The following is a 24,042-nucleotide window of genomic DNA, read 5'->3' on the forward strand; positions in this document are numbered from 1 at the left end:
TTAGTGAGGGTGGGGCGTGCAGGTTGGGAGGGGGAATGGCAAAACGGTGATAAATTGCACCATAACAGAGCAAAAAAAGAGCACCCTGATTGGTGCTCTTGTTGGCTGGTCGTCAACGGATTAAGGGTTACTTCGCCCGCTTATCTTCGGTGCGTAGATCAACGTCGGATGCTGCGTGGCGTTCACGCAACTGCTCTGACGGTTTGCCCCAGGTGCGGTTGACAATACGGCCACGCTGGACGGCGGGACGTTGGGCAATTTCATCCGCCCAGCGCAGCAGGTTTTTATAGGAAGCGGCGTCCAGAAACTCGGCGGCATTATACAGTTCGCCTTTCACCAGAGCGCCATACCATGGCCAGATGGCGATGTCGGCAATGGTGTAATCTTCACCTGCGATGTAGCTATTCTCTGCCAGTTGGCGATCCAGTACGTCGAGCTGACGCTTGGCTTCCATGGTGAAGCGGTCAATCGCGTATTCGATTTTCACTGGCGCATAACTGTAGAAGTGGCCGAATCCGCCGCCCAGGTAGGGCGCGGCCCCTTGCAACCAGAACAGCCAGTTCAGTGTTTCGCTGCGACTGACCGGATCTTTCGGCAGAAAGTAACCGTACTTTTCCGCCAGATACAGCAGAATGGCGCCGGACTCAAACACGCGGGTGGGCGGGGTGGTTGACGTATCCAGCAGCGCCGGGATCTTGGAATTTGGGTTCACGGCGACGAAGCCGGAAGAGAATTGCTCGCCTTCGCCGATACGGATCAGATGGGCGTCATACTCTGCATCATTAATGTTCAATGCCAGCAGCTCTTCCAGTAAGATGGTGACTTTCTGGCCGTTCGGGGTGCCCAGCGAATACAGTTGTAAAGGATGCTTGCCGACGGGGAGCGCTTGTTCATAGCGGGCGCCGGCAGTTGGGCGATTGAGGCTGCCCCAGGTACCGCCCGTGTTTTGCTTCTCTTGCCAGACTTTGGTCGGTTGATAATCATTGTGGCTCATAACCGCAGTATCCCCTGTTCATGGTACGGCGCAGCGTCGCATTTGATGCTGCACTATGATGGATTAAAAATAGCGTTGATTCTCGCAATTAACCAAAAGTAGTTGTGACATCAGATGTCAGGTATAGCATTGCTGGTGACTCTGCGTTTATCTACAAAGAGCAATCCCGCCCACATCAAGGAGTCATCGAATGGACGAGCATTATCTGGCAGATCTGATGGCCGCCGGACTTATCCTGACCGACGATGGTCGTGTCTGTTGTTACTGGCAGTCCGCCATGCCGGATTATCATGACCATGAATGGGGCTGGCCGGTGGTGGATGATCGTCGGTTGTTTGAAAAAGTGTGCCTTGAAGGGTTTCACGCTGGAATGTCCTGGCAGATGATTTATCACAAGCGCGAGAATTTCCGCCGGGCCTTTAAGGATTTTGACTTCCACGCAGTGGCACAGTTTACCGACGATGATGTGAACCGTCTGATGGAAGATAACAGTATTGTGCGTAATCGCGCCAAAATCCTCTCCACCATTAATAACGCCCGGCGTGCGATAGCGCTGGTCGAAGAGGCGGGATCACTGGCCGCCTGGTTCTGGCAATTTGAGCCTGCCGGGCAGGATCGTCCGGCCACCGTTGATCTGCCATACTGGCAGAATACTAAAACGTCACCAGCAGCGATAAACATGTCGAAGGCGTTGAAGAAGCGCGGCTGGACGTGGGTGGGACCGGTCACCACTTATTCGCTGATGCAGGCGCTGGGGATGATTAACGATCACCTTGCTGGTTGCCAGTGTCGCGTTCAGGTCGAAGCGGCGCGGGCAAAACTGATACGCCCGTCCGGTTTGATTAAACGTTAAGAAGCGCCAGTACCCAGTATCCGGGGCGGGAAGGCGCTAAGCGAAATCGCTACCCTGCCACACGATGACTGCAAACCTGTCCGGCGAAAGCAACCAGCTTTGCGGCCTATCTTCGCTTTCTGTGTATTACGCCGTGTTGCGGATTGTTTATAGCGTGCGGATCGGCGAAAATGCCGACCATTAATGTTTTCCAAGTTATGGGAACGTCAAGCGCCACCGGTTACGGGATTTTGATGCAGTCAAGCACTGATTTCTCAGTTATAACTGACACATCAACTGTTAGTCAGTGCGTATGGAGGGGATCAATATCATTTAGTGGCACATGGACGATCCCAACTGATATCCCCGACAGGGATAACTGCATTGTTTTTGCGCACTGAGACAGAAGCGACAGGACTATTTTTTTGATCGGGCAAACATGAATATTGAGGCATATTCAGATGCGGGTGAACCCTCCGCTGCCGATTGCACGATGGATGTCATTATATTCACAAACGGCACAACTCCCTCCCCGCCAGAGTATGGAATAGCTATATGGAACTCGCAGGGGCAATGTACATTTTCCAGCCGAACGGCACCCATGGTGTGGTCGGAGAATTATGTAACATTTAATGGTACGCCCGGCCAATACACCGGGCCGAATCAGTCTGTCAGCAAACTGGCGATACCATTGTGTTGCGTCGGCGCTGATACAGGGGACAGCACACTAAACGATGGATATAAAATTCTCTACAATGCTGGTATTCGCATGTCGGGAAATACTGTTTGTGGGCTGAAAGCGCATGCGTCCGGGATAACTTATCCGCAGAGTGCTGGAATCATCAAAACCATCACCCCGATATCACTACCGGTAATAGATTCATCAATCTATATATAACCCGTCACCTGGCGGGTTTTTGATACCTACATCACCGACTCTCGCATTGTCTTCCCTGCGCCCTCTGATACTATGTTGCAACTTGTTACTGTATATGGGGAAGGGATGTGAAAAATGGCGCAGAAGTGGCAGCAATCATTCTGCTGTCTATATTATTACTTGGGTGTAAGCCATCTAATGATCAAGCCATCACTTTTGGTAGCAGGGACTTAGCGTCAACCCTTAAAGATCCAGATAGTGTCAAGTTCCGAGGTGTGCGGTTTATCGAAGACATTGGCACCAAACCTAGCTATAAATCAGGGTATGTGTGCGGGGAGTTGAATGCCAAAAATTCCTATGGCGCATATGTGGGATTCCAGCCTTTTTACATTCATGTTTTCACCAAAACGCGATGGATTTTCCCTCTGCTTGGTGTGATTTATACCACCAGAGAAATGCGTATCGCCAGAGATGGCAGTCTCATATGAAGGATATCGCCAGTAAATGCGGGTAACTCTACGTCCTGGCATTTATAAACAGCACTCAGCCCACCCAGATGGTGGCTATCATCAACATTGACGGGGTATCAACTGAGTTGTACAATTCAGTTGTATTCCCATTATCCCCGGAGTGTTTCAGATGATCACGTTAACCTACTCAGATGCCCGCGCCCAGCTAGCGGATGTTCTCGACAAAGCTGTAGATCAACCCGTTACCATTACCAGACGCATGGCCCCTGATGTCGTCGTGATAAGCGCCGAACAGTTTGCAGCGTTGCAGCAGGCTAAGTTTGAGGCCTCCCTTGCGAAGGTGACGAGCAAGCCGAAGAACCAGGCACTGTTTAAGGAACTGGCTGATAAATGATTTTCTTTTTAACCGTCGGGCAGGTTATTGCAATACACGACAGCCAGTTAGACACATACGGTGGGCTACCGGGGTTCAGAGATATTGGACTGGTGGAAGGGATGGTCGCACGGGTCGAAAATCTTCATGTTTATGAGAGTGAAACTGACCTGTTTGTTCTGGCTGCAGCGCTGTTGCTATCCATCGCTCGCGGGCATGGCTTCAACGACGCTAACAAGCGCACCGCTGTAGCATCGGCAATGGTTTTTCTGGACATGAATGGGGTGCCGATAACACCGGTTGATGGCTTTGCTGATTATGTCGTTGAGGCTGCGCAAGGGCTTCATGACCTGCAAGTAGTATCGGAAAAGCTTCGAAGTTTGTCACCGTAACCAAGCCCACTCAGGTGGTCTTTTACTTATGAGGAATCTATGATCGACTTCAGATTAACTGACGGGAAAATCTCGTTTGCAGATGGCCTCGTGCAGTATGTGGACGGTGCCGAGCGCGTCAGGCAGCAGATTGAATTTCGCCTGTCACTATTTCGCGGTGAATGGTTCCTGGATGGCGATTGAACCGCCCCGGTTTTCCGGGAGAGTGTTTTGTCTGTGAACTCAGGCTGCCAGAACACTGCTCCCGATGGAAGCATAACAGGCTTTTTCCGCTTCGGCCGGTGGGATAACTCGGTGATGGATTGTCCGCAGCGGAACAATTTTATCTGTTGGCCGCCTAAAAAAACGGCAGTGCAACTTTCACTGACATCACACTGTTAATGCGACAGAACCTAACTTTCCGCCTCTGGCAGACCTTCGACCATATCATGTACACTACACGGCATAAATTGAATCTGTGTACATCAGTGAGTACATAATTACAGGAATTAATATGACCACACCCTCTTATACCGCAGAGGTTGCCCGTCGCCGCACTTTTGCCATTATTTCTCACCCGGATGCCGGTAAAACCACGATTACCGAAAAAGTATTGCTGTTCGGACAGGCGATCCAGACCGCCGGTACGGTAAAAGGTCGCGGTTCCAGCCATCACGCTAAATCCGACTGGATGGAGATGGAAAAACAACGTGGTATCTCTATCACGACCTCGGTGATGCAGTTTCCATACCGCGAGTGTCTGATCAACCTGTTGGATACCCCAGGGCACGAAGATTTCTCCGAAGATACCTACCGTACCTTGACGGCGGTCGACTGTTGTTTAATGGTTATTGACGCGGCTAAAGGTGTTGAAGATCGGACCCGTAAGCTGATGGAAGTGACTCGTTTGCGTGACACGCCAATCCTGACCTTTATGAATAAGCTGGACCGTGAGATCCGCGACCCGATGGAAGTGCTGGATGAAGTGGAAAACGAGCTGAAAATCGCCTGTGCTCCCATTACCTGGCCAATCGGTTGCGGCAAGCAGTTCAAGGGGGTTTACCACCTTTATAAAGACGAAATCTATCTGTATCAGTCGGGCCTGGGGCACACCATTCAGGAGGTGCGGGTGGTTAAAGGGTTGAATAACCCGGACCTGGACCAGGCGATTGGCGAAGATTTGGCACTTCAGTTGCGGGAAGAACTGGAACTGGTACAGGGCGCTTCGCATGAGTTTGAGCAGGAGGCGTTCCTGGCCGGTCAGCTGACGCCGGTGTTCTTCGGCACCGCGTTAGGTAACTTCGGCGTTGACCATATGCTGGATGGCCTGGTGGAGTGGGCGCCCCCGCCAATGCCGCGTCAGACCGATTTACGTACCGTAACGGCGGCAGAGGATAAATTCACCGGTTTCGTCTTCAAGATTCAGGCGAACATGGACCCGAAACATCGTGACCGGGTGGCGTTTTTGCGCGTAGTCTCGGGCAAATACGAAAAAGGCATGAAGTTACGTCAGGTTCGTCTGGGCAAGGATGTGGTGATTGCCGATGCGTTGACCTTTATGGCGGGTGACCGTTCACACGTAGAAGAAGCCTGGCCGGGCGATATTATCGGCCTGCATAATCACGGCACTATCCAGATTGGCGATACCTTCACCCAGGGTGAGAACATGAAGTTCACCGGTATCCCGAACTTCGCGCCGGAGCTGTTCCGTCGTATTCGACTGCGTGATCCTCTGAAGCAGAAGCAACTGTTAAAAGGGTTGGTTCAGCTCTCGGAAGAAGGCGCGGTACAGGTGTTCCGTCCGATCCACAATAACGATCTGATCGTTGGCGCAGTCGGTGTGTTGCAGTTTGACGTGGTGGTTGCCCGTCTGAAGAGTGAGTACAACGTTGAAGCGATTTATGAAGCGATCAACGTCTCGACTGCTCGCTGGGTCGAATGCAGCGATGCGAAGAAGTTTGATGAGTTCCAGCGTAAAAACGAGGTAAACCTGGCGCTGGATGGTGGCGATAACCTGACCTATATTGCTCCTACCATGGTTAACCTGAATATTACTCAAGAGCGTTATCCTGAGGTGGTGTTCCGGAAAACCCGCGAACATTAATGTGTTAGCGAGTGTCAACCTGTCGGACGCTCAACGCGGAAGAAACTTCAGCCAGACGGCTCGCGCGATAAGTTGGGCGCGAGCCGGGTTGCCGTCCGTCAGCCTACAGGCTGTTCTTAAAAATATTGTCATTATCCCCTTTATCCCACAGATCAACTGCAAATCGCGGTGAAACCCTGATTGACGGCTATATTTATTTCTACAGGACGCCAAATATGCGGCACGGTTGGTGCCATGTTTTATCACTGGTCACGCCGTTTGTGGCTGAACGCTCACTGTTGTGGGTGCATCAACATGATAAAGGTCAACACGATGAACAAGACTAATATTGCAAAAACTCTGGTGGCAGTACTGGTGAGTGCTTCATTGCTGGGCGGTATTGCGATAGCAGAAGACACCACCACCCCGACAGTCCCGTCTGACAGCACGGGTTCCAAAATCGGTCGTTCTGTGCAAAAAGTCGGCGGCTATATTGATGACAGCGCTGTGACCGCTAAAGTGAAAGCCGCCCTGATCAATAACAGCGCCATTAAAAGTGCGGATATCTCGGTCAATACGCAGGAAGGCGTCGTCACGCTCAGTGGTTTTATCCCGTCGCAGGATCAGGCGGAACGGGTGGTTGCGGAGGTGAGGAAAGTCGAGGGGGTACAATCCGTCAGTGACAAACTACAGGTTAAAGACAGTACTAAAGCCAGCATCAGTGGTTACGCCGGAGATGCGGCCATCACCAGCGAAATTAAAGCTAAACTGTTAGCAGATGACATTGTGCCGTCGCGTAATGTGAAGGTTGAAACCAGCGATGGCGTGGTGCAACTGTCCGGTACGGTGAAGTCTCAGGCACAGGCTGAACGAGCTGAAAGTATCGCCAAAGCCATTGATGGGGTGAAAAGCGTCAAAAACGATCTTGTCGTGAAATCTTAATGCGGATGCGAGCCGTCTCCGGGGGAAACGGTAGCGTATTCAATGTTCGGAAGACGATACCGGCAGGGTTTAAGCGGACAGCGTCAATAACGCAAGCAGCTCAATGCTCACCACAGGGGAAGGAGAAGCTTATGTTTCGTTGGGGGATCATTTTTCTGGTCACCGCGCTCATCGCGGCAGCATTGGGCTTTAGTGGGCTGTCTGGCACTGCCACGTGGGCAGCTAAAATTGTCTTTGTGGTGGGTATCATCATCTTCCTGATTAGTTTGTTTAGTAGCCGGAAGAAATGATGGCGTCTGGGGAGAGGGGGGCTGCCAGCTGTTAAATTCCGCTGTTTCTCTGTTGTTTGCAACAAAATGACAATATTTTAAGCAGCAAGCGCTGAACAGTTTTAAAGTATTCCGGGTATCCTCAGCAGATTCACCGACCACAGGATACCGATTTTGGGCCAACGCATTCCCATCACTCTCGGCAATACTGCGCCGCTGGCATTAACGCCTTTTCGTCCTGGCAAACTCGCTCTGGTTTGTGAGGGGGGAGGACAACGCGGTATCTTCACTGCCGGTGTACTGGATGAATTTCAGCGCGCGGGCTTCAATCCTTTCGATCTGCTGCTCGGCACCTCTGCTGGCGCGCAAAATCTCTCCGCTTATCTCTGCGGCCAGTTGGGATATGCCCGACGCGTGATCACCCGTTATACCACCAGTAAACAGTTCTTTAATCCGTTACGCTTTGTCCGCGGCGGTCATCTGATCGATCTCGACTGGCTGGTGGACATTACCATGAAAGAGTTGCCGCTGGCGATAGCGGTTGGGGAGAAGATGCTCGCTTCAGGTCGCGAATTCTATATGTGTGCCTGTCGCAGCGATGATTACTCGCCGGATTACTTCGCGCCGACGGTGGAGAACTGGCTGGATATCATCAAAGCCTCCAGCGCCATTCCCGGTATGTATCGCCCAGGCGTTTACCTGGATGGCGTCAGTTATCTGGATGGTGGCATCAGCGATGCAATCCCCGTGCGGGAGGCGGCCCGGCGTGGTGCTGAAACCATTGTGGTTATCCGTACCGTACCTTCACAAATGACCTATACGCCGCAGTGGCTGAAGCGTGTTGAACCCTGGCTTGGCGACAGTGCGTTGCAGTCGCTGGTGAATATTGTGAAACGACACGAAGAAAGCTATCGTCAGACGCAGGAATTTATTGAGAAGCCGCCCGGCAAGCTGAACATTATAGAAATCTTCCCACCACGCGCGCTGGCCAGCATGGCGTTAGGCAGCCGGATTTCGTCGCTGAATCGGGATTATCATCTGGGCCGTCGCAGTGGGCGTTACTTCCTTTCCACTCTCGGGCAGTGGTTGCAGGCAAGCAACGCGCTGGTCAGCCAGCAGCCGGTGGTGACTTCTGCGCGAGTAGCGAGTGCCCCTGATGATTTGCCGTTGGTGGGCAACGCTGATGATTACGATAACGATGCTGATTACGGTAAAGGTTCACTGGCATGAAACCCGTTTTTGTCGACACCCATTGTCACTTTGATTTTGCGCCGTTCTGTGGCGATGAAGAAGCGAGCCTGAGGCGGGCGGCGGAAGCGGGGGTGGAGAAAATCATTGTGGTCGGTGTCGCCGCGGATCGTTTTGCTGGCGTGATGGCGTTGACGGAGCGTTGGCCACCACTTTATGCGGCGCTGGGAACGCACCCGATGGCGATGGCGGATCATACGGATTCGCACCTTGAGCAACTGGAAGGTTATCTACGGCAGCGGCCGGAAAAATTGCGGGCGATCGGTGAAATAGGTCTGGATCTGTATATCGATAATCCGCAGTTCGCGAAGCAACAGGCGGTGCTGGATGCGCAACTGCGACTGGCGCGGGATTACGATCTGCCGGTTATCTTGCATTCACGGCGCACTCACGACAAATTGGTCATGCACTTACGCAAAGTCGATCTTCCTCGTCGTGGGGTGGTGCATGGCTTTGCCGGTAGTGAGCAGCAGGCGTGGGCCTTTATCCGTGCGGGATATGCTATTGGTGTTGGTGGCACGATCACCTATCAACGCGCCAGTAAAACCCGCAGAGCAATTGCCCGTCTGCCGTTGAGCGTTTTGCTGCTGGAAACAGATGCGCCAGATATGCCGTTGCAAGGTTTTCAGGGCCAGCCAAATCGACCTGAACGGATCAGAAATGTCTGGCAGAGTTTGTGTGAAATCCGTGATGAATCCCCACAGCACATCGCTGAAACACTCCGCGAAAATACCCGCCGGTTGTTTGGCCTCTGAGAGGCCGAATGCTTAAATGTTGCCATCATCCTGCAATGGGCCCACAGGCAGGGCATACTGTAACCTGAACCTGTGGTGATGATGTTATTATTATAACATTCCTGATCATTTTGTACGGCTTGTATGGTGGAAATACCCGATGGCAGGGCCATTTAATGTGATATTAATCACTTGTTCTGGGTTTTTCATGTAACAGCATTTTCATGCCTGTGAAATTACTCACAGATAACAGCCAGTAGTGCCTGTTATTATTTTAACATTCCTCTGTGGAGAACATGATGACTGACTTAACTACCGCCGCCATTCGGGCGCTGAAACTGATGGATCTGACCACGCTGAACGATGATGACACAGAGGCGAAGGTGATCGCCCTCTGCCATCAGGCCAAATCCCCGGCAGGTAACACCGCCGCTATCTGTATCTATCCTCGCTTTATTCCCATTGCGCGTAAAACGTTGCGTGAGCAGGGAACGCCGGATATCCGCATTGCGACAGTGACTAACTTCCCGCATGGCAATGATGATATCAACATCGCCCTGGCGGAAACGCATGCCGCTATTGCTTATGGCGCTGATGAAGTGGATGTGGTTTTTCCTTACCGTGCGTTAATCGCGGGTAACGAAGAAGTGGGCTACCAGTTGGTCAGCGCCTGCAAAGAGGCCTGTGCTGATGCGGGTGTGCTGTTGAAGGTGATTATTGAAAGCGGTGAGTTGAAAACCGCCGATCTGATCCGTAAAGCTTCTGAAATTGCCATTGAAGCGGGCGCTGATTTTATCAAGACCTCGACCGGTAAAGTCCCGGTCAACGCCACGCTGGAAACCGCCGAAATCATGCTACGGGTGATCGCGGACAAAGGGGTTAAGCATCAGGTTGGCTTCAAGCCAGCTGGTGGGGTGAAAACGGCAGAAGATGCCGCGCTGTATCTGCGACTGGCTGACACACTCCTCGGCAGCGACTGGGCCGACGCCCGCCATTTCCGTTTCGGGGCTTCCAGCCTGTTAGCCAGCCTGTTGAATGCGGCGGGTTTTTCCGGCGCGAAAAGTGATTCAGCCTATTAAATATCAGGGGGTAACGTGTTCCTGCCACAAGAAATCATTCGCAAAAAAAGAGAGGGTCAGGCGCTGAGCGAAGAAGAAATCCGGTTTTTTATCAACGGTATTCGCGATAATTCGGTTTCAGAAGGCCAGATAGCCGCGCTGGCGATGACTATCTACTTCCATGATATGAACCTGGCGGAGCGCGTGGCACTGACGATGGCGATGCGTGATTCCGGAACGGTGCTCAGTTGGCAGGGACTGGATCTGAATGGCCCGGTGGTGGATAAACATTCCACCGGCGGTGTAGGGGATGTGACCTCGTTGATGCTTGGCCCGATGGTGGCGGCATGCGGTGGGTTTGTACCGATGATCTCCGGTCGTGGCCTCGGTCATACCGGGGGTACGTTGGACAAGCTGGAAGCGATCCCGGGGTTTGATATTTTCCCGGATAATGAGGTTTTTCGGCGCATTATCAAAGAGGTGGGTATCGCGATTATCGGGCAGACCCACTCGCTGGCCCCGGCTGACAGGCGTTTCTACGCCACCCGTGATATTACCGCTACCGTTGATTCTATCCCGTTGATCACGGCTTCAATCCTCGCGAAAAAGCTGGCTGAGGGGCTGGATGCGTTAGTGATGGACGTCAAAGTCGGTTCCGGGGCATTTATGCCGACGTTTGCACAGTCGGAACAGCTGGCACAGGCCATTGTTGGCGTGGCGAACGGTGCAGGTTGCAAGACTACCGCGTTGTTGACCGATATGAACCAGTTACTGGCCTCCAGTGCCGGTAACGCGCTGGAAGTGCGGGAAGCGGTGCGTTTCCTCACCGGAGAATATCGCAATCCCCGCCTGCTGGAAGTGACGTTGGCGCTGAGTGCGGAAATGCTGGTGTCCGGCGGCCTGGCGGCAGACCCCGATGAGGCGAAGACAAAGCTCCAGTCGGTACTGGATAACGGACGCGCGGCTGAGGTGTTCTCGCGCATGGTTAAAGCCCAGAAAGGACCGGCGGATTTTATCGAAAAAATGGATAAATATCTGCCCGCACCGATGCTGAGCAAAGCGGTTTACGCTGATCAGCCGGGGATTGTCAACGTGATGGATACCCGGGCGCTGGGAATGGCGGTGGTGGCCATGGGCGGCGGTCGTCGTCGTGCCAGCGATGTCATCGATTACAGTGTTGGTTTCAGTGAGATGGTGCAAGTGGGGGATTATGTCGATAATCAACGACCGCTGGCGGTCATCCACGCGGCGACGGAAGCCTGCTGGCAAGATGCGGCGGCCGCGGTGAAGCAGGCTATCACGATCGGTGAACAAACCCCTGCCGCCACACCAGTTATTTATCGCAGAATTAGCGGATAAGCGTCATACTGTTCTGATCGATTAAATTTAAGCTCATCGCGTTTAAGACGCAGGAGACCAGGATGAAACGTGCATTTATTATGGTGCTTGATTCCTTCGGAATTGGAGCCAGTAAAGACGCTGACAAGTTCGGCGATGCCGGGTCGGATACGCTGGGGCATATTGCTGAAGCGTGCTTCAAAGGTGAAGCCGACAAAGGACGTAAAGGACCGTTGTACCTGCCCAACCTCACTGCGCTGGGGCTGGGCAAAGCCGCGGAAGAATCAACCGGGAGATTCCCGCCGGGGCTGGATAAAAACGCCGAAATTATAGGCGCTTACGCGTATGCCAGCGAACTGTCTTCCGGTAAAGACACGCCATCAGGCCACTGGGAAATCGCCGGTGTGCCGGTGCTGTTTGACTGGGGCTATTTCACTGAACAACAGAACAGTTTCCCACAGGCATTGCTGGATGAGTTGGTGGCGAAAGCTGACCTGCCGGGGTATCTGGGCAACTGCCACTCTTCCGGTACGGTTATTCTCGACCAACTGGGTGAGGAGCATATGAAAACCGGTAAGCCAATTTTCTATACTTCGGCTGACTCGGTGTTCCAGATTGCCTGCCATGAACAGTCCTTTGGTCTTGAGCGTCTCTACCGGTTGTGTGAAATCGCCCGTGAAGCATTGACTGAGGGCGGTTATAACATTGGGCGGGTGATCGCCCGGCCGTTTATCGGTGATAAAGCCGGGCATTTCGAGCGTACCGGTAATCGCCACGATTTGGCAGTGGAGCCTCCGGCGCCAACCGTGCTGAAAAAGCTGGTCGATGAGCAGCAGGGGGAAGTGATTTCTGTCGGCAAGATCGCAGATATTTATGCGCATGTCGGCATTACGAAAAAAGTCAAGGCCACCGGGCTGGATGCGTTGTTTGATGCGACCATACAGGAAATGAAAATCGCGCCGGATAACAGTATCGTATTCACTAATTTTGTCGACTTTGATTCCACCTGGGGGCATCGCCGCGATGTGGCGGGTTATGCTGGTGGCCTGGAGTTGTTTGACCGTCGCCTGCCGGAGCTGATGGCACTGGTAAAAGAAGGGGATATTTTGATCCTTACCGCTGACCATGGGTGCGATCCCACCTGGCAGGGAACGGATCATACCCGGGAACATATTCCGGTGTTGATCTATGGCCCAGGCGTGAAGCCAGGCTCGCGGGGGTATCGTGATACCTTCGCGGATATCGGGCAGACGGTCGCGACGTATTTTGGCCTTTCCGCTATGGAATACGGCAAAAACATGCTGTAATCAGAACAACGTAATAATATAGCCTAAGTAATTAAAATTGCAGGAAAACGGCCAGCGTACCACGCGCCGTCACAGACGGGGTCAAGTGACGGCGCGCTCGCGTAGCCAACGTCGCTGCAACTTTAAGTACGATGGGTTTAAGACCAGATAAGGATAAAACATGGCTACGCCTCATATTAATGCTGAAATGGGTGACTTCGCAGACGTGGTACTGATGCCGGGCGACCCGCTACGTGCAAAGCATATTGCTGAAACCTTTCTGCAGGACGCGGTTGAAGTCAACAATGTACGCGGCATGTTGGGTTACACCGGCACTTATAAAGGCCGCAAAATCTCGGTGATGGGCCACGGCATGGGCATTCCGTCCTGCTCCATCTATGCGAAAGAGCTGATTACCGAGTTCGGTGTGAAGAAGATCATCCGTGTGGGTTCCTGCGGCGCGGTGCGTGCCGATGTGAAATTACGTGACGTGGTGATCGGCATGGGGGCATCTACCGATTCCAAAGTAAACCGCATGCGCTTTAAGGATCATGATTTTGCAGCGATTGCGGACTTTGAGATGGTGCGCAATGCGGTAGATGCGGCGAAAGCGTTAGGCGTGAAGGCGCGTGTAGGTAACCTTTTCTCCGCCGATCTGTTCTACTCGCCGGATCCGCAGATGTTTGATGTGATGGAGAAGTACGGCATCCTTGGGGTGGAAATGGAAGCGGCCGGGATTTACGGCGTCGCGGCGGAATTCGGAGCTAAGGCGTTAGCCATCTGTACCGTTTCCGACCATATCCGTACGCATGAACAGACCACGGCGGCTGAACGCCAGACCACTTTCAGCGAGATGATCAACATCGCGCTGGAGTCGGTGCTGTTGGGCGACAAAGACTGATCGCGGTTATGTCTCCTCTGGCCGGTGTATGAACCGGCCAGTTTTCCCTTCTTTTTGCGGTAAAATAACGCCAGGTGTTGATTTAGCCTTTCGTCTTTATTCCGTTATCTGTGCAAGAGTCTATTCATAATGACTGATATCACGTCATTATTGCTGCACGGTCCGCTGGGTGTGGCGTTCGGGCGTATTTTTGGCCGCAGGCGTTGACGCGGGTGCCGCAAATCGTCCGGATAGCCTGATTAATCTTTCCCGGCCCCAGTCGGTGGACTGTCGTTGTTTTCTTCATCATCTTCCGGCAGTGGGTTATTGGCGGTGAGCAGGAAAGGGGATTGCTGCCAACGCGTGCGGCGGTCGCGCAGCAGTGTACGGTTAAGAATGATGCCAATGGCCAGGGCGAGCAACATCATCAGACGCAGGATGTTGGTGGTGTTATCCACTTGCCTGGATTCCGTCGCCAACACGTGTGTGTCCAGCGTGACGCGCAGAAAACCGCGTGGGCCCTCCGGGCTATCCAACGGTTGCACCAGTTGGTGGTTAAAATAGCTGCCTGCGCGTTGGCCATCTAACGCCAACCGGTCACGCACGGTGATCGCCTCGCCCGCGTGCGCCAACAGGGTGCCGTCATGGTTATAGACCGACGCATCCAGAATACGGCTTTCTTTGGTCAACTGAGTCAGAATATCTTTGATGGCCTGATGGTTATCATCGCCATTTTTCATCAGTGGAATCAGACTGAATGCCACCTGGCGGGTCAGGGTTCGGGCCAGCTCTTCGACCTGCTCAGAATGCGCCATCTGGCGACCGAGGCTAAACCACGAGACACCCTGCATCAGCCCCACCAGTAAGGCCAGGCAGATCAACACGATGACTGTGCGGTGCAGACGAAATTTGAGTTTGGCTTTTGCCACCATCTTTACCCTTCACACTTTTATGCACGAACCACTGTTCGCCCCGTAGCTTTATGTTGCCAGAAGCGGGCCTGACAGGGTAGCCTCTTGCGTGGTTAATATGTCCCTACAGGAGCTGTAATGCCAAATAGTCTGACCTGGTGCGATCTGCCTGCCGATATCTCTCTCTGGCCGGGTTTACCCCTTTCTCTCAGTGGTGATGAAGTGATGCCGCTGGATTACCGTGCTGGCCGCACCGGCTGGCTTCTGTATGGGCGCAGCCTGGATAAAAGCCGCCTGACCGCGCTACAGCATCAACTGGGTGCAGCGATGGTAATTGTCAAGGCATGGCGGGTAGAGGAGAACCAGGTGGTATGCCTGGCGGGATCCCTGACGCCGCGCGCCACCAAACTGGCTCATGATGCCGGTCTGGATGTGGCGCCATTGGAGCGCATTCCACATTTGAAAACGCCAGGTCTGTTGGTCATGGATATGGATTCCACCGCCATTGAGATCGAATGTATTGATGAGATAGCCAAACTGGCAGGCAGCGGAGAGCGGGTGGCGGCGGTGACCGAGCGGGCAATGCGCGGCGAGCTCGATTTTTCCGCCAGTCTGCGCCAGCGAGTGGCGACGTTGAAAGGTGCCGATGCGACGATTCTCAGCCAGGTCCGGGACCGGTTGCCGCTGATGCCGGGGTTGACCTCGCTGGTGCAGCAATTACAGGCACTGGGCTGGCATGTGGCTATCGCCTCCGGCGGCTTTACTTATTTTGCTGAATACCTGCGTGATACCCTTCATTTGTCTGCGGTTGTCGCCAATCAGTTGGAAATTCGCGATGGTAAACTGACCGGCGAGGTGTTGGGGGATATTGTTGATGCCGAATACAAAGCGGATACCCTGCGAAAGTTGGCGAAGCGTTTTGAGATTGCCCCGGAGCAGACTGTGGCTATCGGTGATGGCGCTAACGACTTGCTAATGATCCAGGCTGCCGCGCTGGGCATCGCTTACCATGCCAAGCCGAAAGTCAATGAAAAAACAGACGTCATTATTCGTTATGCGGATTTGATGGGGGTGCTCTGTATCCTCAGCGGCAGCTTGATCCATGAAGAGCGATAAGGGGTAACTTTGGCCAAAGCGGTAAAGCGTGCTTTTGTTTGTAACGAATGTGGTGCTGATTATCCTCGCTGGCAGGGGCAGTGCAGCGCCTGTCACGCCTGGAACGCCATTACCGAGGTCCGTCTGGCGGCGTCGCCGACGGTAGCCCGCAACGAGCGGCTCTCAGGTTATGCGGGCAGCGCGGGTACCAGCCGGGTACAGAAACTGTCGGAGATCAGTCTGCAGGCGTTACCGCGTTTCTCGACCGGTTTTAAAGAATTTGATCGCGTGCTGGGCGGTGGCGTGGTACCGGGCAGCGCGATCCTGATCGGCGGTAATCCAGGCGCGGGGAAAAGTACGCTGTTGCTGCAAACCCTGTGCAAACTGGCCGAAGGCATGAAGACGCTGTACGTCACCGGTGAAGAGTCGCTACAACAGGTGGCGATGCGGGCGCACCGTTTGGGGTTGCCGACGGAAAACCTCAATATGCTTTCGGAAACCAGCATCGAACAGATCTGCCTGATAGCCGAACAGGAACAGCCGAAGTTGATGGTGATCGATTCCATCCAGGTGATGCACATGGCTGATATCCAGTCGTCGCCGGGAAGTGTGGCGCAGGTGCGTGAAACTGCCGCTTATCTGACCCGTTTCGCGAAAACGCGCGACGTGGCGATAGTGATGGTCGGGCATGTCACCAAAGATGGTTCGCTGGCCGGGCCAAAGGTTCTGGAACACTGTATTGACTGTTCGGTGCTGCTGGATGGCGATGCGGATTCTCGTTTCCGTACTTTGCGCAGCCACAAAAACCGTTTTGGTGCGGTTAACGAGCTGGGCGTGTTTGCTATGACTGAGCAAGGTCTGCGTGAAGTCAGCAACCCTTCTGCTATCTTCCTCAGCCGGGGCGATGAAGTGACCTCCGGCAGTTCGGTGATGGTGCTGTGGGAAGGCACCCGTCCGCTGTTGGTTGAGATTCAGGCGCTGGTAGATCATTCGATGATGAGCAACCCCAGGCGGGTGGCGGTAGGACTTGAACAGAACCGTCTGGCGATCCTGCTGGCGGTGTTGCATCGCCATGGCGGCCTGCAGATGGCCGACCAGGATGTTTTCGTCAATGTGGTCGGCGGCGTGAAGGTGACGGAAACCAGCGCGGATCTGGCGCTGATGCTGTCGATGGTGTCCAGCCTGCGTGATCGTCCGTTGCCACAGGATCTGGTGGTCTTTGGCGAAGTGGGGCTGGCTGGCGAGATCCGTCCGGTGCCCAGTGGGCAAGAGCGTATTTCGGAAGCCGCGAAACACGGTTTCCGTCGGGCGATTGTCCCTGCCGCCAACGTGCCGAAAAAAGTGCCGGAAAATATGAAAGTGTATGGCGTGAAGAAGCTGGCTGATGCGCTGGCTATTCTTGAAGAGCTTTAAAACAGGGTTGATTCCGTCCGCGATGCAGGAGGCAGTTGATGTCGTCATTCGATTATCTGAAAACCGCTATACGCCAGCAGGGGTGTACGTTACAGCAGGTGGCTGATGCCAGCGGCATGACCAAGGGCTATCTTAGCCAACTGCTGAACGCCAAAATCAAAAGTCCCAGCGCAAAAAAGCTGGAAGCCTTGCACCGTTTTCTCGGCCTGGAATTCCCGCGTCGTGAAAAGACCATTGGCGTGGTGTTCGGCAAGTTTTACCCGCTGCATACCGGCCATATCTACCTGATCCAGCGCGCCTGTAGCCAGGTTGATGAACTGCATATCATCCTGGGCTACGACGAGACACGTGACCGCAAATTGTTTGACGACAGCGCGATGTCGCAACAGCCCACGGTCAGCGACCGTCTGCGCTGGTTGCTGCAAACCTTCAAATATCAAAAAAACATCCGTATTCATTCGTTTAACGAAGAAGGGATGGAACCGTATCCGCACGGGTGGGATGTGTGGAGCCGTGGGATCAATGATTTTATGGAAAACCACGGTATTGTGCCAAACCGGGTCTACACCAGTGAGGAGGCGGATGCGCCGCAATATCAGCAGCATCTGGGCATCGACGCGGTGCTGATTGACCCTCAGCGTTCATTCATGAGCATCAGCGGTGGGCAGATCCGCCAGGATCCCTTCCGCTACTGGGAATATATCCCGACAGAAGTGAAACCGTTTTTTGTGCGGACAGTGGCGATCCTCGGCGGTGAGTCCAGCGGTAAGTCGACGTTGGTCAACAAGCTGGCGAACATCTTTAATACCACCAGTGCGTGGGAGTTTGGCCGTGATTATGTTTTCTCGCACCTCGGCGGCGATGAGATGGCGCTGCAATACTCTGACTACGACAAAATCGCGTTGGGTCAGGCGCAGTACATCGATTTTGCGGTGAAATATGCCAATAAGGTGGCGTTTATCGACACCGATTTTGTCACGACCCAGGCATTCTGCAAAAAATACGAAGGCCGTGAACATCCTTTCGTGCAGGCGCTGATTGATGAGTATCGCTTTGATCTGGTTATTCTGGTGGAGAACAATGTTCCCTGGGTGGCGGATGGCCTGCGTAGTCTGGGCAGCTCGGTAGACCGTAAAGAGTTCCAGCAGTTGCTGGTCTCGATGCTGAACAAAAATAACATCCGCTATGTTCATGTTGAGCAGGATAATTACGATGAACGTTTTCTGCGTTGTGTGGAGCTGGTAAAAGAGATGCTGGGCAACAACTGACAGGCCCCGTTCGCCAGGGCCTGAAAAAGGGCGGTTTATGCCGGTGAGCGGAGTGCGTTGACGCTGTGCTGGCGAACAAACAGCGCCAGCATCGCCATACCGACCAGGGCCAGCACGCTGGCCAGTAGAAATGCGGAGGAATACCCGCCGCCATACTGGATCAGGAAACCGGTAATGCCGGGTGACAGGATCCCCGCCAGATTGGCCAGCAGATGAACAAACCCGCCCGCTGTTCCGATGCGTTCAGCCGGAACGATATCCTGCAATAACGACCAGCAAGCCTGCGGCGTCATATAGGCAAAGACGCTGGCCAGCGTAATCAACGCCACGGCGACGGTGACGCTACTGGCCCAGGCGGTCAGCATGACGCTCACGGCGGCCACCGCCAGCCCCAAAAAGATCACCAGCTTGCGCGATTGCAAAAATTTACCTGTACGCCTGAACAAGGCATCGGAGATCATCCCGCCGCCGATAAAACCAATTGTCGCGCCCAGCCAGGGCAGAACGCCAATCAGGCTCATGCTTTTAATATCAAGATGCTGAAAATCAGTCAGATAGCTGGGTAACCAGGAGAGGAAAAAATACTGGATATAGTTGAAGCAGAAAAATGCCGCTGCCACGCCGAGAACCGGCAGGGAAAAGACATAGTGCCAGAGTTTTGTCGGCTGAGCGGCGATGGCTTCCGGTGCGCGCGTAGCGGGGCGCTGTGCTTTAATCATCTGGCATTCGCTTGCGCTGACGCGGGGATGTTGCTCTGGTTTGTCCCTGAACAACCATAACCAGCTGCTCAGCCAGATAAAGCCCAGGATGGCAATGACGATAAACGACACCCGCCAGCCAAAATGCAGTCCGACCAGGCCGACAATCGGTGCCGCCACCGCCGCGCCTAACGGCTGTCCGGCATTGGTGAAACCTACCGCGCGCCCCACCTCTTTACGCGGAAACCAGTTTGAAATAGATTTATTGGTGGTGGTGCCCATTGGGCCTTCCCCAATGCCAAACAGGACGCGAATAATCAGCAGATGGGCGAAATTGCCCGCCAGCGCGGTAGCGCCGCAAAACAATGACCAGACAGCCGCCGCCCAGCCGAAGACTTTACGCGGGCCAAAACGATCCGCGCCCCAGCCGCCAAGAAAGCAGAACAGACAGTAACCGATAAAGAAGCAACTGAACAGAATGCCCATTTGCGCATCGTCGATATGCAGATCTTTTTTCACCAGTGGCGCCATGACTGACAGCGCCGCCCGATCAAGATAGTTGAGCATCCCGGCGAAAAATAACAACAGGGCAACTACGCTACGGTAGTTTTTAAACATGATGGGCTCCTTCTGCATCAATATGCAGATGGCTGACAGTATGTTGCTTCAGGATCTCCGCATCGGGATTGAACCCCAGACCCGGCGTATCGGGTAAGACCAGCGTGGGCGAAAAATCCAGCTGCGGATAGAGTAACGGTGAGAAGCGGATATAGGGGACTTCCAGCAGGATTTCCGGCGGCAGCGTGGCGACGAGATGTGCGCTTGCCAGCAATCCCGCACCGTAGTAGAAACAGTGCGGCACCACTTTCACTCGATACGATTGCGCGCGTTCAATCACGCGTAGCGCAGCGGTTATCCCGCCCACTTTTGCCACGCTTGGCTGGACCACATCGACGGCGGCCCGCTCAAAAAGCGCTTCAAATCCGTTTTCGCCGGCGGCATTTTCCCCAGCGGCGAGCGGTGTTCCTTCACGCCGGACGCGTGCCAGTCCGGCGCAGTCGTCTGGTGGCCAGACGGGTTCTTCCAGCCAGCCCAACTGCAATCCCGCCAGTTGGCGGGCATGTTCGCTGGCTTCATCGACGGTCCACGGACAGTTCACATCGACCATTAGCGTGGCTTCTGCTGGCAATGCGGCGCGAGCGGCAGCGATGGCGGCATATTCTGTTTCGTGCAACTTGAGGGTGTGAAAACCAGCCTGCCAGGCGCGGCTGACCTGACGCGCCACTTCTTCCGGTTGATTGTTATAGCTCACCAGACTGGCGTACAGACCGATTTCCCGACGACCGCCCAGTAACTGCCACAGCGGCTGGCCCAGATGTTGTCCAAGCAGATCCCACAGCGCGATATCAAGCGCGGACAGGGCATAACGTACCGGCCCGCTCCGGCCGAAAGCATGCAGGTTTTTTTCAGCTTCAGCCATCAACGCGGTGAGCGCTTCACGGCTTTCAGGGACAGTTTTACCGAGAAAGAGGGGGATAACCAGATCCTGCAACGCCAGAGCGGTAACGGAATTGCAAAGATGACCAAAACCTTCACCCCACCCCTGTAAGCCGGTATCGCTTTGTACCCGCACCAGCAGGGTTTCCATCTGCTTTAACGCGGGTGAAGCGGCATTCCAGGCGGTATCCGGTCGTGCTGGTGGGGCGCGATCGCTTTCAAAAGGTATACTGAGGCGGATCACTTCTATGTGACTGATTTTCATGTCATAAACCTCACAGTGTAGGGCGGTCAGTGGCCTGTCGTTATGTTCTTAGCGGCGTGCTGACCGGCGAGATAAGACTAAATCGTTACTCAGTATAAAAAGGGGAGAAAGGGGCTGCATCATACAAACGCATAAGAATGAGAGGATAACGGCATAGATATTCGGGCGTTTGTATGAAGTAGTGGATGAGGGGTCACAAAAATCGTGGAGGAGTGGAAAAAAGCGCTCAGTTGACGGGGCAATCATCACCTTCTTTATCGCGTATTTCCTTTAAGTCGTGTGATTCAGTGCATAACGGAAGCGTGCTAACTATTATTATTAATAATAATTAACTAAGGTTTCTTTTGGGGCAATGAATGTATGTGCAAACAGTTGCAGGATATGGCTCTCTTTGCGATGGTGGCCGAATGCGGCAGTTTCACCGGAGCAGCAAAGCGCGGCGGATTACCAAAGTCCAGCGTCAGCCAGCGTATCAGCCATCTTGAACAGGCTTTGGGCGTGCGTTTGATCAACCGTACCACCCGTCAGCTCAATCTGACGTTCGTCGGTGAACGTTACCTGGTGCATTGCCAGGAAATGCTACAGGCCAGTGAAAGGGCAAATCAGGTTATCCAACGTTTGCAGAGTAACCTTAGCGGACGGCTGCGGATAACCTCACCCAGCGGAATAGGCAGCACCTTACTGGCGCGGTTGAACGCGGATTTTTTGCAGGTGTATCCGGATGTCGTCCTGGAGGTGTCGATCGCGAATGAAGGGCGGGATTGGCTACATGATGGTTACGATATTGCTCTGTGTACCCGGCAGCCACAGGAGCCGTCGTTAATTGGGCGCCGCATAGGTTATTGCGATCGCCTGTTGGTCGCATCGCAAGATTATCTGGCGCAGCATGAGGAAATTGTGCATCCGCAACAACTGACGGCGCATCGCTGTATTGTCCATCGGGCGTGGAGCGAATGGTTGCTGAACAGGGGGGAGGAATATTACCATTGTCTGCCGCCGCCTGGGCATCTCACCGATAATCTGGCTTATGCACGGGAGTGCGCGCTGGCGAATGCCGGGGTCACCTTACTGCCACGTTTCCTGGTGGAGGGAGAGCCGCTGGTGGCGGTATTAGCGAAATGGACGGTGATGGAGAACGAGCTGTGGCTGGTGTATCCGAGTGACAAGTTACATTCGCCTGCGTTGTCGCGTTTTGTCGATTACGTGTTGCAATCGCCGGTGCTGCGTGAGTTTTATCGCTGATGAGGGGGCACGCACAAATCACCTGGGATGCGTTTATTGTTGCTTACCAAAATAACAGGACGGATTTCTCCGCCCTGAGTGGCTATTTTACTTAGTGATACGCTTGTACTTGATGCGTTTGGGTTCCAGTGCATCGGCCCCCAGCGTCCGCTTCTTGTATTCTTCGTATTCGGAAAAGTTACCTTCGAAGAACTCGATTTTGCCTTCGTCCTGGTAGTCCAGGATATGAGTGGCGATACGGTCGAGGAACCAGCGGTCATGTGAGATAACCATGGCACAGCCCGGGAACTCCAGTAGCGCGTTTTCCAGCGCGCGCAGCGTTTCGATGTCCAGGTCGTTGGTCGGTTCATCGAGCAACAACATGTTGCCGCCAACCTGTAGCAGCTTGGCCAGATGCAGACGACCACGTTCACCGCCGGACAGTTCACCCACGCGTTTTCCCTGGTCGACGCCTTTGAAGTTAAAGCGGCCGACGTAGGCGCGACTGGGCATTTCGATGTTGCCAATGCGCATGATGTCCTGGCCACCGGACACTTCTTCCCAGACGGTTTTGCTGTTATCCATCTTGTCACGGAACTGATCGACCGAGGCCAGCTTAACGGTTTCGCCCAGCTCGATGCTGCCGGAATCAGGCTGTTCCTGACCGGACATCATCCGAAACAGGGTGGATTTCCCCGCGCCGTTCGGACCGATAATGCCGACAATCGCCCCTTTGGGGACAGAGAAACTCAGATCGTCGATCAGCAGGCGGTCACCGTAAGATTTACGCAGGTTACGGATTTCCAACACTTTATCGCCCAGACGGGCGCCAGGTGGAATAAACAGTTCGTTGGTTTCGTTGCGCTTCTGATAATCGGTGTTGTTCAGTTCTTCAAAACGGGCCAGGCGGGCCTTGCCTTTGGACTGACGGCCTTTGGTTCCCTGACGTACCCACTCCAGCTCTTTCTCAATTGATTTCCGGCGGGCGGCTTCGGCAGAGGCTTCCTGTGCCAGGCGGGCATCTTTCTGCTCCAGCCATGAGGAGTAATTGCCTTCCCATGGAATACCTTCACCCCGGTCAAGTTCAAGGATCCAGCCGGCGACATTGTCGAGGAAGTAACGGTCATGGGTAATCGCCACTACCGTGCCTTCGAAGTCATGCAGGAAGCGTTCCAGCCATGCCACGGATTCAGCATCCAGGTGGTTGGTGGGTTCGTCCAGCAACAGCATATCTGGTTTTTCCAGCAACAGACGGCACAGCGCCACGCGGCGACGCTCCCCCCCGGAAAGGTTCGCGATTTTCGCCTCCCAGTCTGGCAGACGCAACGCATCGGCAGCGCGCTCCAACTGGTTGTTGAGGTTATGGCCATCGTGCGCCTGAATAATCTCTTCCAGCTTGCCTTGTTCTGCGGCCAGTTTGTCGAAATCGGCGTCTTCTTCCGCGTACAAGGCATACACTTCATCCAGACGTTTCAGGGCGCTGACCACTTCGGCCAGCGACTCTTCCACCGATTCACGGACGGTGTGCTCCAGGTTCAGTTGCGGCTCCTGAGGCAGGTAACCGATTTTAATCCCGGGCTGTGGACGCGCTTCCCCTTCGATATCTTTATCGATACCGGCCATGATGCGCAGCAGGGTGGATTTACCTGCGCCATTCAGACCCAATACGCCGATTTTAGCGCCCGGGAAAAAGCTCAGGGAGATGTTTTTCAGGATATGACGCTTCGGCGGTACCACCTTGCCGACGCGATGCATGCTATAGACGAATTGAGCCACGTAGGATCAGCCTCTTAGTATCTGGGTGTTAATGGGGACATTCGTTGCCCTCTCAGATGACGAAGTTTAGCGGGTTTCCCTGGGTAATCACAGCGCTACCTAAATGTTGGCGTGTGATCGCTATTTAATTTTTAACGGTTGGG

The 24,042-nt window shown here is 53.9% G+C and carries 25 protein-coding genes; 20 read left to right on the forward strand and 5 right to left on the reverse strand.

All coding sequences use genetic code 11. The features are described from left to right. Window positions 1-127: 127 nt before the first annotated feature. Window positions 128-994, reverse strand: coding sequence for a glutathione-dependent disulfide-bond oxidoreductase (gene yghU / locus EH228_RS17510; RefSeq protein WP_152322904.1), 867 nt, complete (start codon window positions 992-994; stop codon window positions 128-130). A gap of 190 nt (window positions 995-1,184) precedes the next feature. Here yghU and EH228_RS17515 point away from each other — a divergent pair, with 190 nt between their 5' ends. The 16 genes from EH228_RS17515 to deoD all read left to right on the forward strand — a co-directional run bounded on the left by EH228_RS17515 (window position 1,185) and on the right by deoD (window position 13,776). After that, window positions 1,185-1,847 (forward strand): DNA-3-methyladenine glycosylase I, encoded by a 663-nt coding sequence (locus EH228_RS17515; protein WP_152322905.1) that lies wholly within the window; start codon window positions 1,185-1,187, stop codon window positions 1,845-1,847. Between the two features lie 170 nt (window positions 1,848-2,017). Beyond that, window positions 2,018-2,227 carry a DUF6453 family protein gene (locus EH228_RS20890; protein WP_420841474.1) on the forward strand — a complete coding sequence of 70 codons (210 nt, stop codon included), beginning with the start codon at window positions 2,018-2,020 and terminating at the stop codon, window positions 2,225-2,227. Window positions 2,228-2,265: 38 nt separating this feature from the next. Beyond that, window positions 2,266-2,724 (forward strand): DUF6453 family protein, encoded by a 459-nt coding sequence (locus EH228_RS20895; RefSeq protein ID WP_420841475.1) that lies wholly within the window; start codon window positions 2,266-2,268, stop codon window positions 2,722-2,724. A 107-nt stretch (window positions 2,725-2,831) separates the two neighbouring features. Beyond that, on the forward strand, window positions 2,832-3,191 hold the full coding sequence (locus EH228_RS17520) for a hypothetical protein (RefSeq protein ID WP_152322906.1): 360 nt from the start codon (window positions 2,832-2,834) through the stop codon (window positions 3,189-3,191). Window positions 3,192-3,342: 151 nt separating this feature from the next. Beyond that, window positions 3,343-3,567, forward strand: a complete 225-nt coding sequence (locus EH228_RS17525) for a type II toxin-antitoxin system Phd/YefM family antitoxin (protein ID WP_152322907.1) — start codon at window positions 3,343-3,345, stop codon at window positions 3,565-3,567. Further along, on the forward strand, window positions 3,564-3,938 hold the full coding sequence (locus tag EH228_RS17530; RefSeq protein ID WP_152322908.1) for a type II toxin-antitoxin system death-on-curing family toxin: 375 nt from the start codon (window positions 3,564-3,566) through the stop codon (window positions 3,936-3,938). The genes EH228_RS17525 and EH228_RS17530 overlap by 4 nt, the downstream gene beginning before the upstream one ends. Window positions 3,939-3,977: 39 nt before the next feature. Continuing rightward, window positions 3,978-4,121: a contractile injection system sheath initiator gene (locus EH228_RS20275; protein ID WP_193323389.1), complete on the forward strand. Its 144-nt coding sequence runs from the start codon at window positions 3,978-3,980 to the stop codon at window positions 4,119-4,121. A 310-nt stretch (window positions 4,122-4,431) separates the two neighbouring features. After that, window positions 4,432-6,021, forward strand: a complete 1,590-nt coding sequence (prfC, locus tag EH228_RS17535) for a peptide chain release factor 3 (RefSeq protein WP_152322909.1) — start codon at window positions 4,432-4,434, stop codon at window positions 6,019-6,021. 312 nt (window positions 6,022-6,333) lie between these two features. Further along, on the forward strand, window positions 6,334-6,942 hold the full coding sequence (gene osmY / locus EH228_RS17540; protein WP_152322910.1) for a molecular chaperone OsmY: 609 nt from the start codon (window positions 6,334-6,336) through the stop codon (window positions 6,940-6,942). Between the two features lie 131 nt (window positions 6,943-7,073). Next, complete coding sequence (locus EH228_RS17545) at window positions 7,074-7,232, forward strand: DUF1328 domain-containing protein (RefSeq protein ID WP_152322911.1); 159 nt, start codon at window positions 7,074-7,076, stop codon at window positions 7,230-7,232. A 153-nt stretch (window positions 7,233-7,385) separates the two neighbouring features. Further along, on the forward strand, window positions 7,386-8,441 hold the full coding sequence (locus EH228_RS17550) for a patatin-like phospholipase family protein (RefSeq protein ID WP_152322912.1): 1,056 nt from the start codon (window positions 7,386-7,388) through the stop codon (window positions 8,439-8,441). Further along, window positions 8,438-9,214 carry a TatD family hydrolase gene (locus EH228_RS17555; protein WP_152322913.1) on the forward strand — a complete coding sequence of 259 codons (777 nt, stop codon included), beginning with the start codon at window positions 8,438-8,440 and terminating at the stop codon, window positions 9,212-9,214. Before EH228_RS17550 ends, EH228_RS17555 begins: the two co-directional genes overlap by 4 nt. A gap of 278 nt (window positions 9,215-9,492) precedes the next feature. Beyond that, a complete protein-coding gene (gene deoC / locus EH228_RS17560; RefSeq protein WP_152322914.1) occupies window positions 9,493-10,272 on the forward strand; it encodes a deoxyribose-phosphate aldolase in 780 nt (259 codons plus the stop codon). Window positions 10,273-10,287: 15 nt separating this feature from the next. Then, the gene (gene deoA, locus EH228_RS17565; RefSeq protein ID WP_152322915.1) at window positions 10,288-11,610 is read left to right on the forward strand and encodes a thymidine phosphorylase; all 1,323 of its coding nucleotides are present in this window, start codon (window positions 10,288-10,290) and stop codon (window positions 11,608-11,610) included. 62 nt (window positions 11,611-11,672) lie between these two features. Further along, window positions 11,673-12,896 (forward strand): phosphopentomutase, encoded by a 1,224-nt coding sequence (deoB, locus tag EH228_RS17570; protein WP_152322916.1) that lies wholly within the window; start codon window positions 11,673-11,675, stop codon window positions 12,894-12,896. 160 nt (window positions 12,897-13,056) lie between these two features. After that, window positions 13,057-13,776: a purine-nucleoside phosphorylase gene (deoD, locus tag EH228_RS17575; RefSeq protein WP_152322917.1), complete on the forward strand. Its 720-nt coding sequence runs from the start codon at window positions 13,057-13,059 to the stop codon at window positions 13,774-13,776. 239 nt (window positions 13,777-14,015) lie between these two features. Here the strand turns inward: deoD and EH228_RS17580 are convergent, their stop codons facing one another. Beyond that, window positions 14,016-14,684 carry a YtjB family periplasmic protein gene (locus EH228_RS17580; RefSeq protein ID WP_152322918.1) on the reverse strand — a complete coding sequence of 223 codons (669 nt, stop codon included), beginning with the start codon at window positions 14,682-14,684 and terminating at the stop codon, window positions 14,016-14,018. Between the two features lie 120 nt (window positions 14,685-14,804). Between EH228_RS17580 and serB the strand changes: the two genes are divergently transcribed. Genes serB through nadR form a run of 3 tightly spaced genes read left to right on the forward strand, consistent with a single transcriptional unit; the run spans window position 14,805 to window position 18,442 of the window. Continuing rightward, window positions 14,805-15,782, forward strand: coding sequence for a phosphoserine phosphatase (gene serB, locus EH228_RS17585; protein ID WP_152322919.1), 978 nt, complete (start codon window positions 14,805-14,807; stop codon window positions 15,780-15,782). A 9-nt stretch (window positions 15,783-15,791) separates the two neighbouring features. Further along, a complete protein-coding gene (radA, locus tag EH228_RS17590) occupies window positions 15,792-17,174 on the forward strand; it encodes a DNA repair protein RadA (RefSeq protein ID WP_152322920.1) in 1,383 nt (460 codons plus the stop codon). A 38-nt stretch (window positions 17,175-17,212) separates the two neighbouring features. Further along, complete coding sequence (gene nadR / locus EH228_RS17595) at window positions 17,213-18,442, forward strand: multifunctional transcriptional regulator/nicotinamide-nucleotide adenylyltransferase/ribosylnicotinamide kinase NadR (RefSeq protein WP_152322921.1); 1,230 nt, start codon at window positions 17,213-17,215, stop codon at window positions 18,440-18,442. A 35-nt stretch (window positions 18,443-18,477) separates the two neighbouring features. On the opposite strand, the gene EH228_RS17600 is transcribed toward nadR, so the two are convergent. Beyond that, window positions 18,478-19,758: an MFS transporter gene (locus tag EH228_RS17600; RefSeq protein ID WP_152322922.1), complete on the reverse strand. Its 1,281-nt coding sequence runs from the start codon at window positions 19,756-19,758 to the stop codon at window positions 18,478-18,480. Continuing rightward, the gene (locus tag EH228_RS17605; RefSeq protein ID WP_152322923.1) at window positions 19,751-20,902 is read right to left on the reverse strand and encodes a mandelate racemase/muconate lactonizing enzyme family protein; all 1,152 of its coding nucleotides are present in this window, start codon (window positions 20,900-20,902) and stop codon (window positions 19,751-19,753) included. Before EH228_RS17605 ends, EH228_RS17600 begins: the two co-directional genes overlap by 8 nt. A 360-nt stretch (window positions 20,903-21,262) precedes the next feature. On the opposite strand from EH228_RS17605, the gene EH228_RS17610 reads away from it, so the two are divergent. Beyond that, the gene (locus tag EH228_RS17610) at window positions 21,263-22,144 is read left to right on the forward strand and encodes a LysR family transcriptional regulator (RefSeq protein WP_152322924.1); all 882 of its coding nucleotides are present in this window, start codon (window positions 21,263-21,265) and stop codon (window positions 22,142-22,144) included. 87 nt (window positions 22,145-22,231) lie between these two features. On the opposite strand, the gene ettA is transcribed toward EH228_RS17610, so the two are convergent. Then, complete coding sequence (gene ettA / locus EH228_RS17615; RefSeq protein ID WP_152322925.1) at window positions 22,232-23,899, reverse strand: energy-dependent translational throttle protein EttA; 1,668 nt, start codon at window positions 23,897-23,899, stop codon at window positions 22,232-22,234. Window positions 23,900-24,042: the final 143 nt, after the last annotated feature.

This window comes from Erwinia endophytica (assembly GCF_009295515.1).
Taxonomy (GTDB): Bacteria; Pseudomonadota; Gammaproteobacteria; order Enterobacterales; family Enterobacteriaceae; genus Erwinia; species Erwinia endophytica.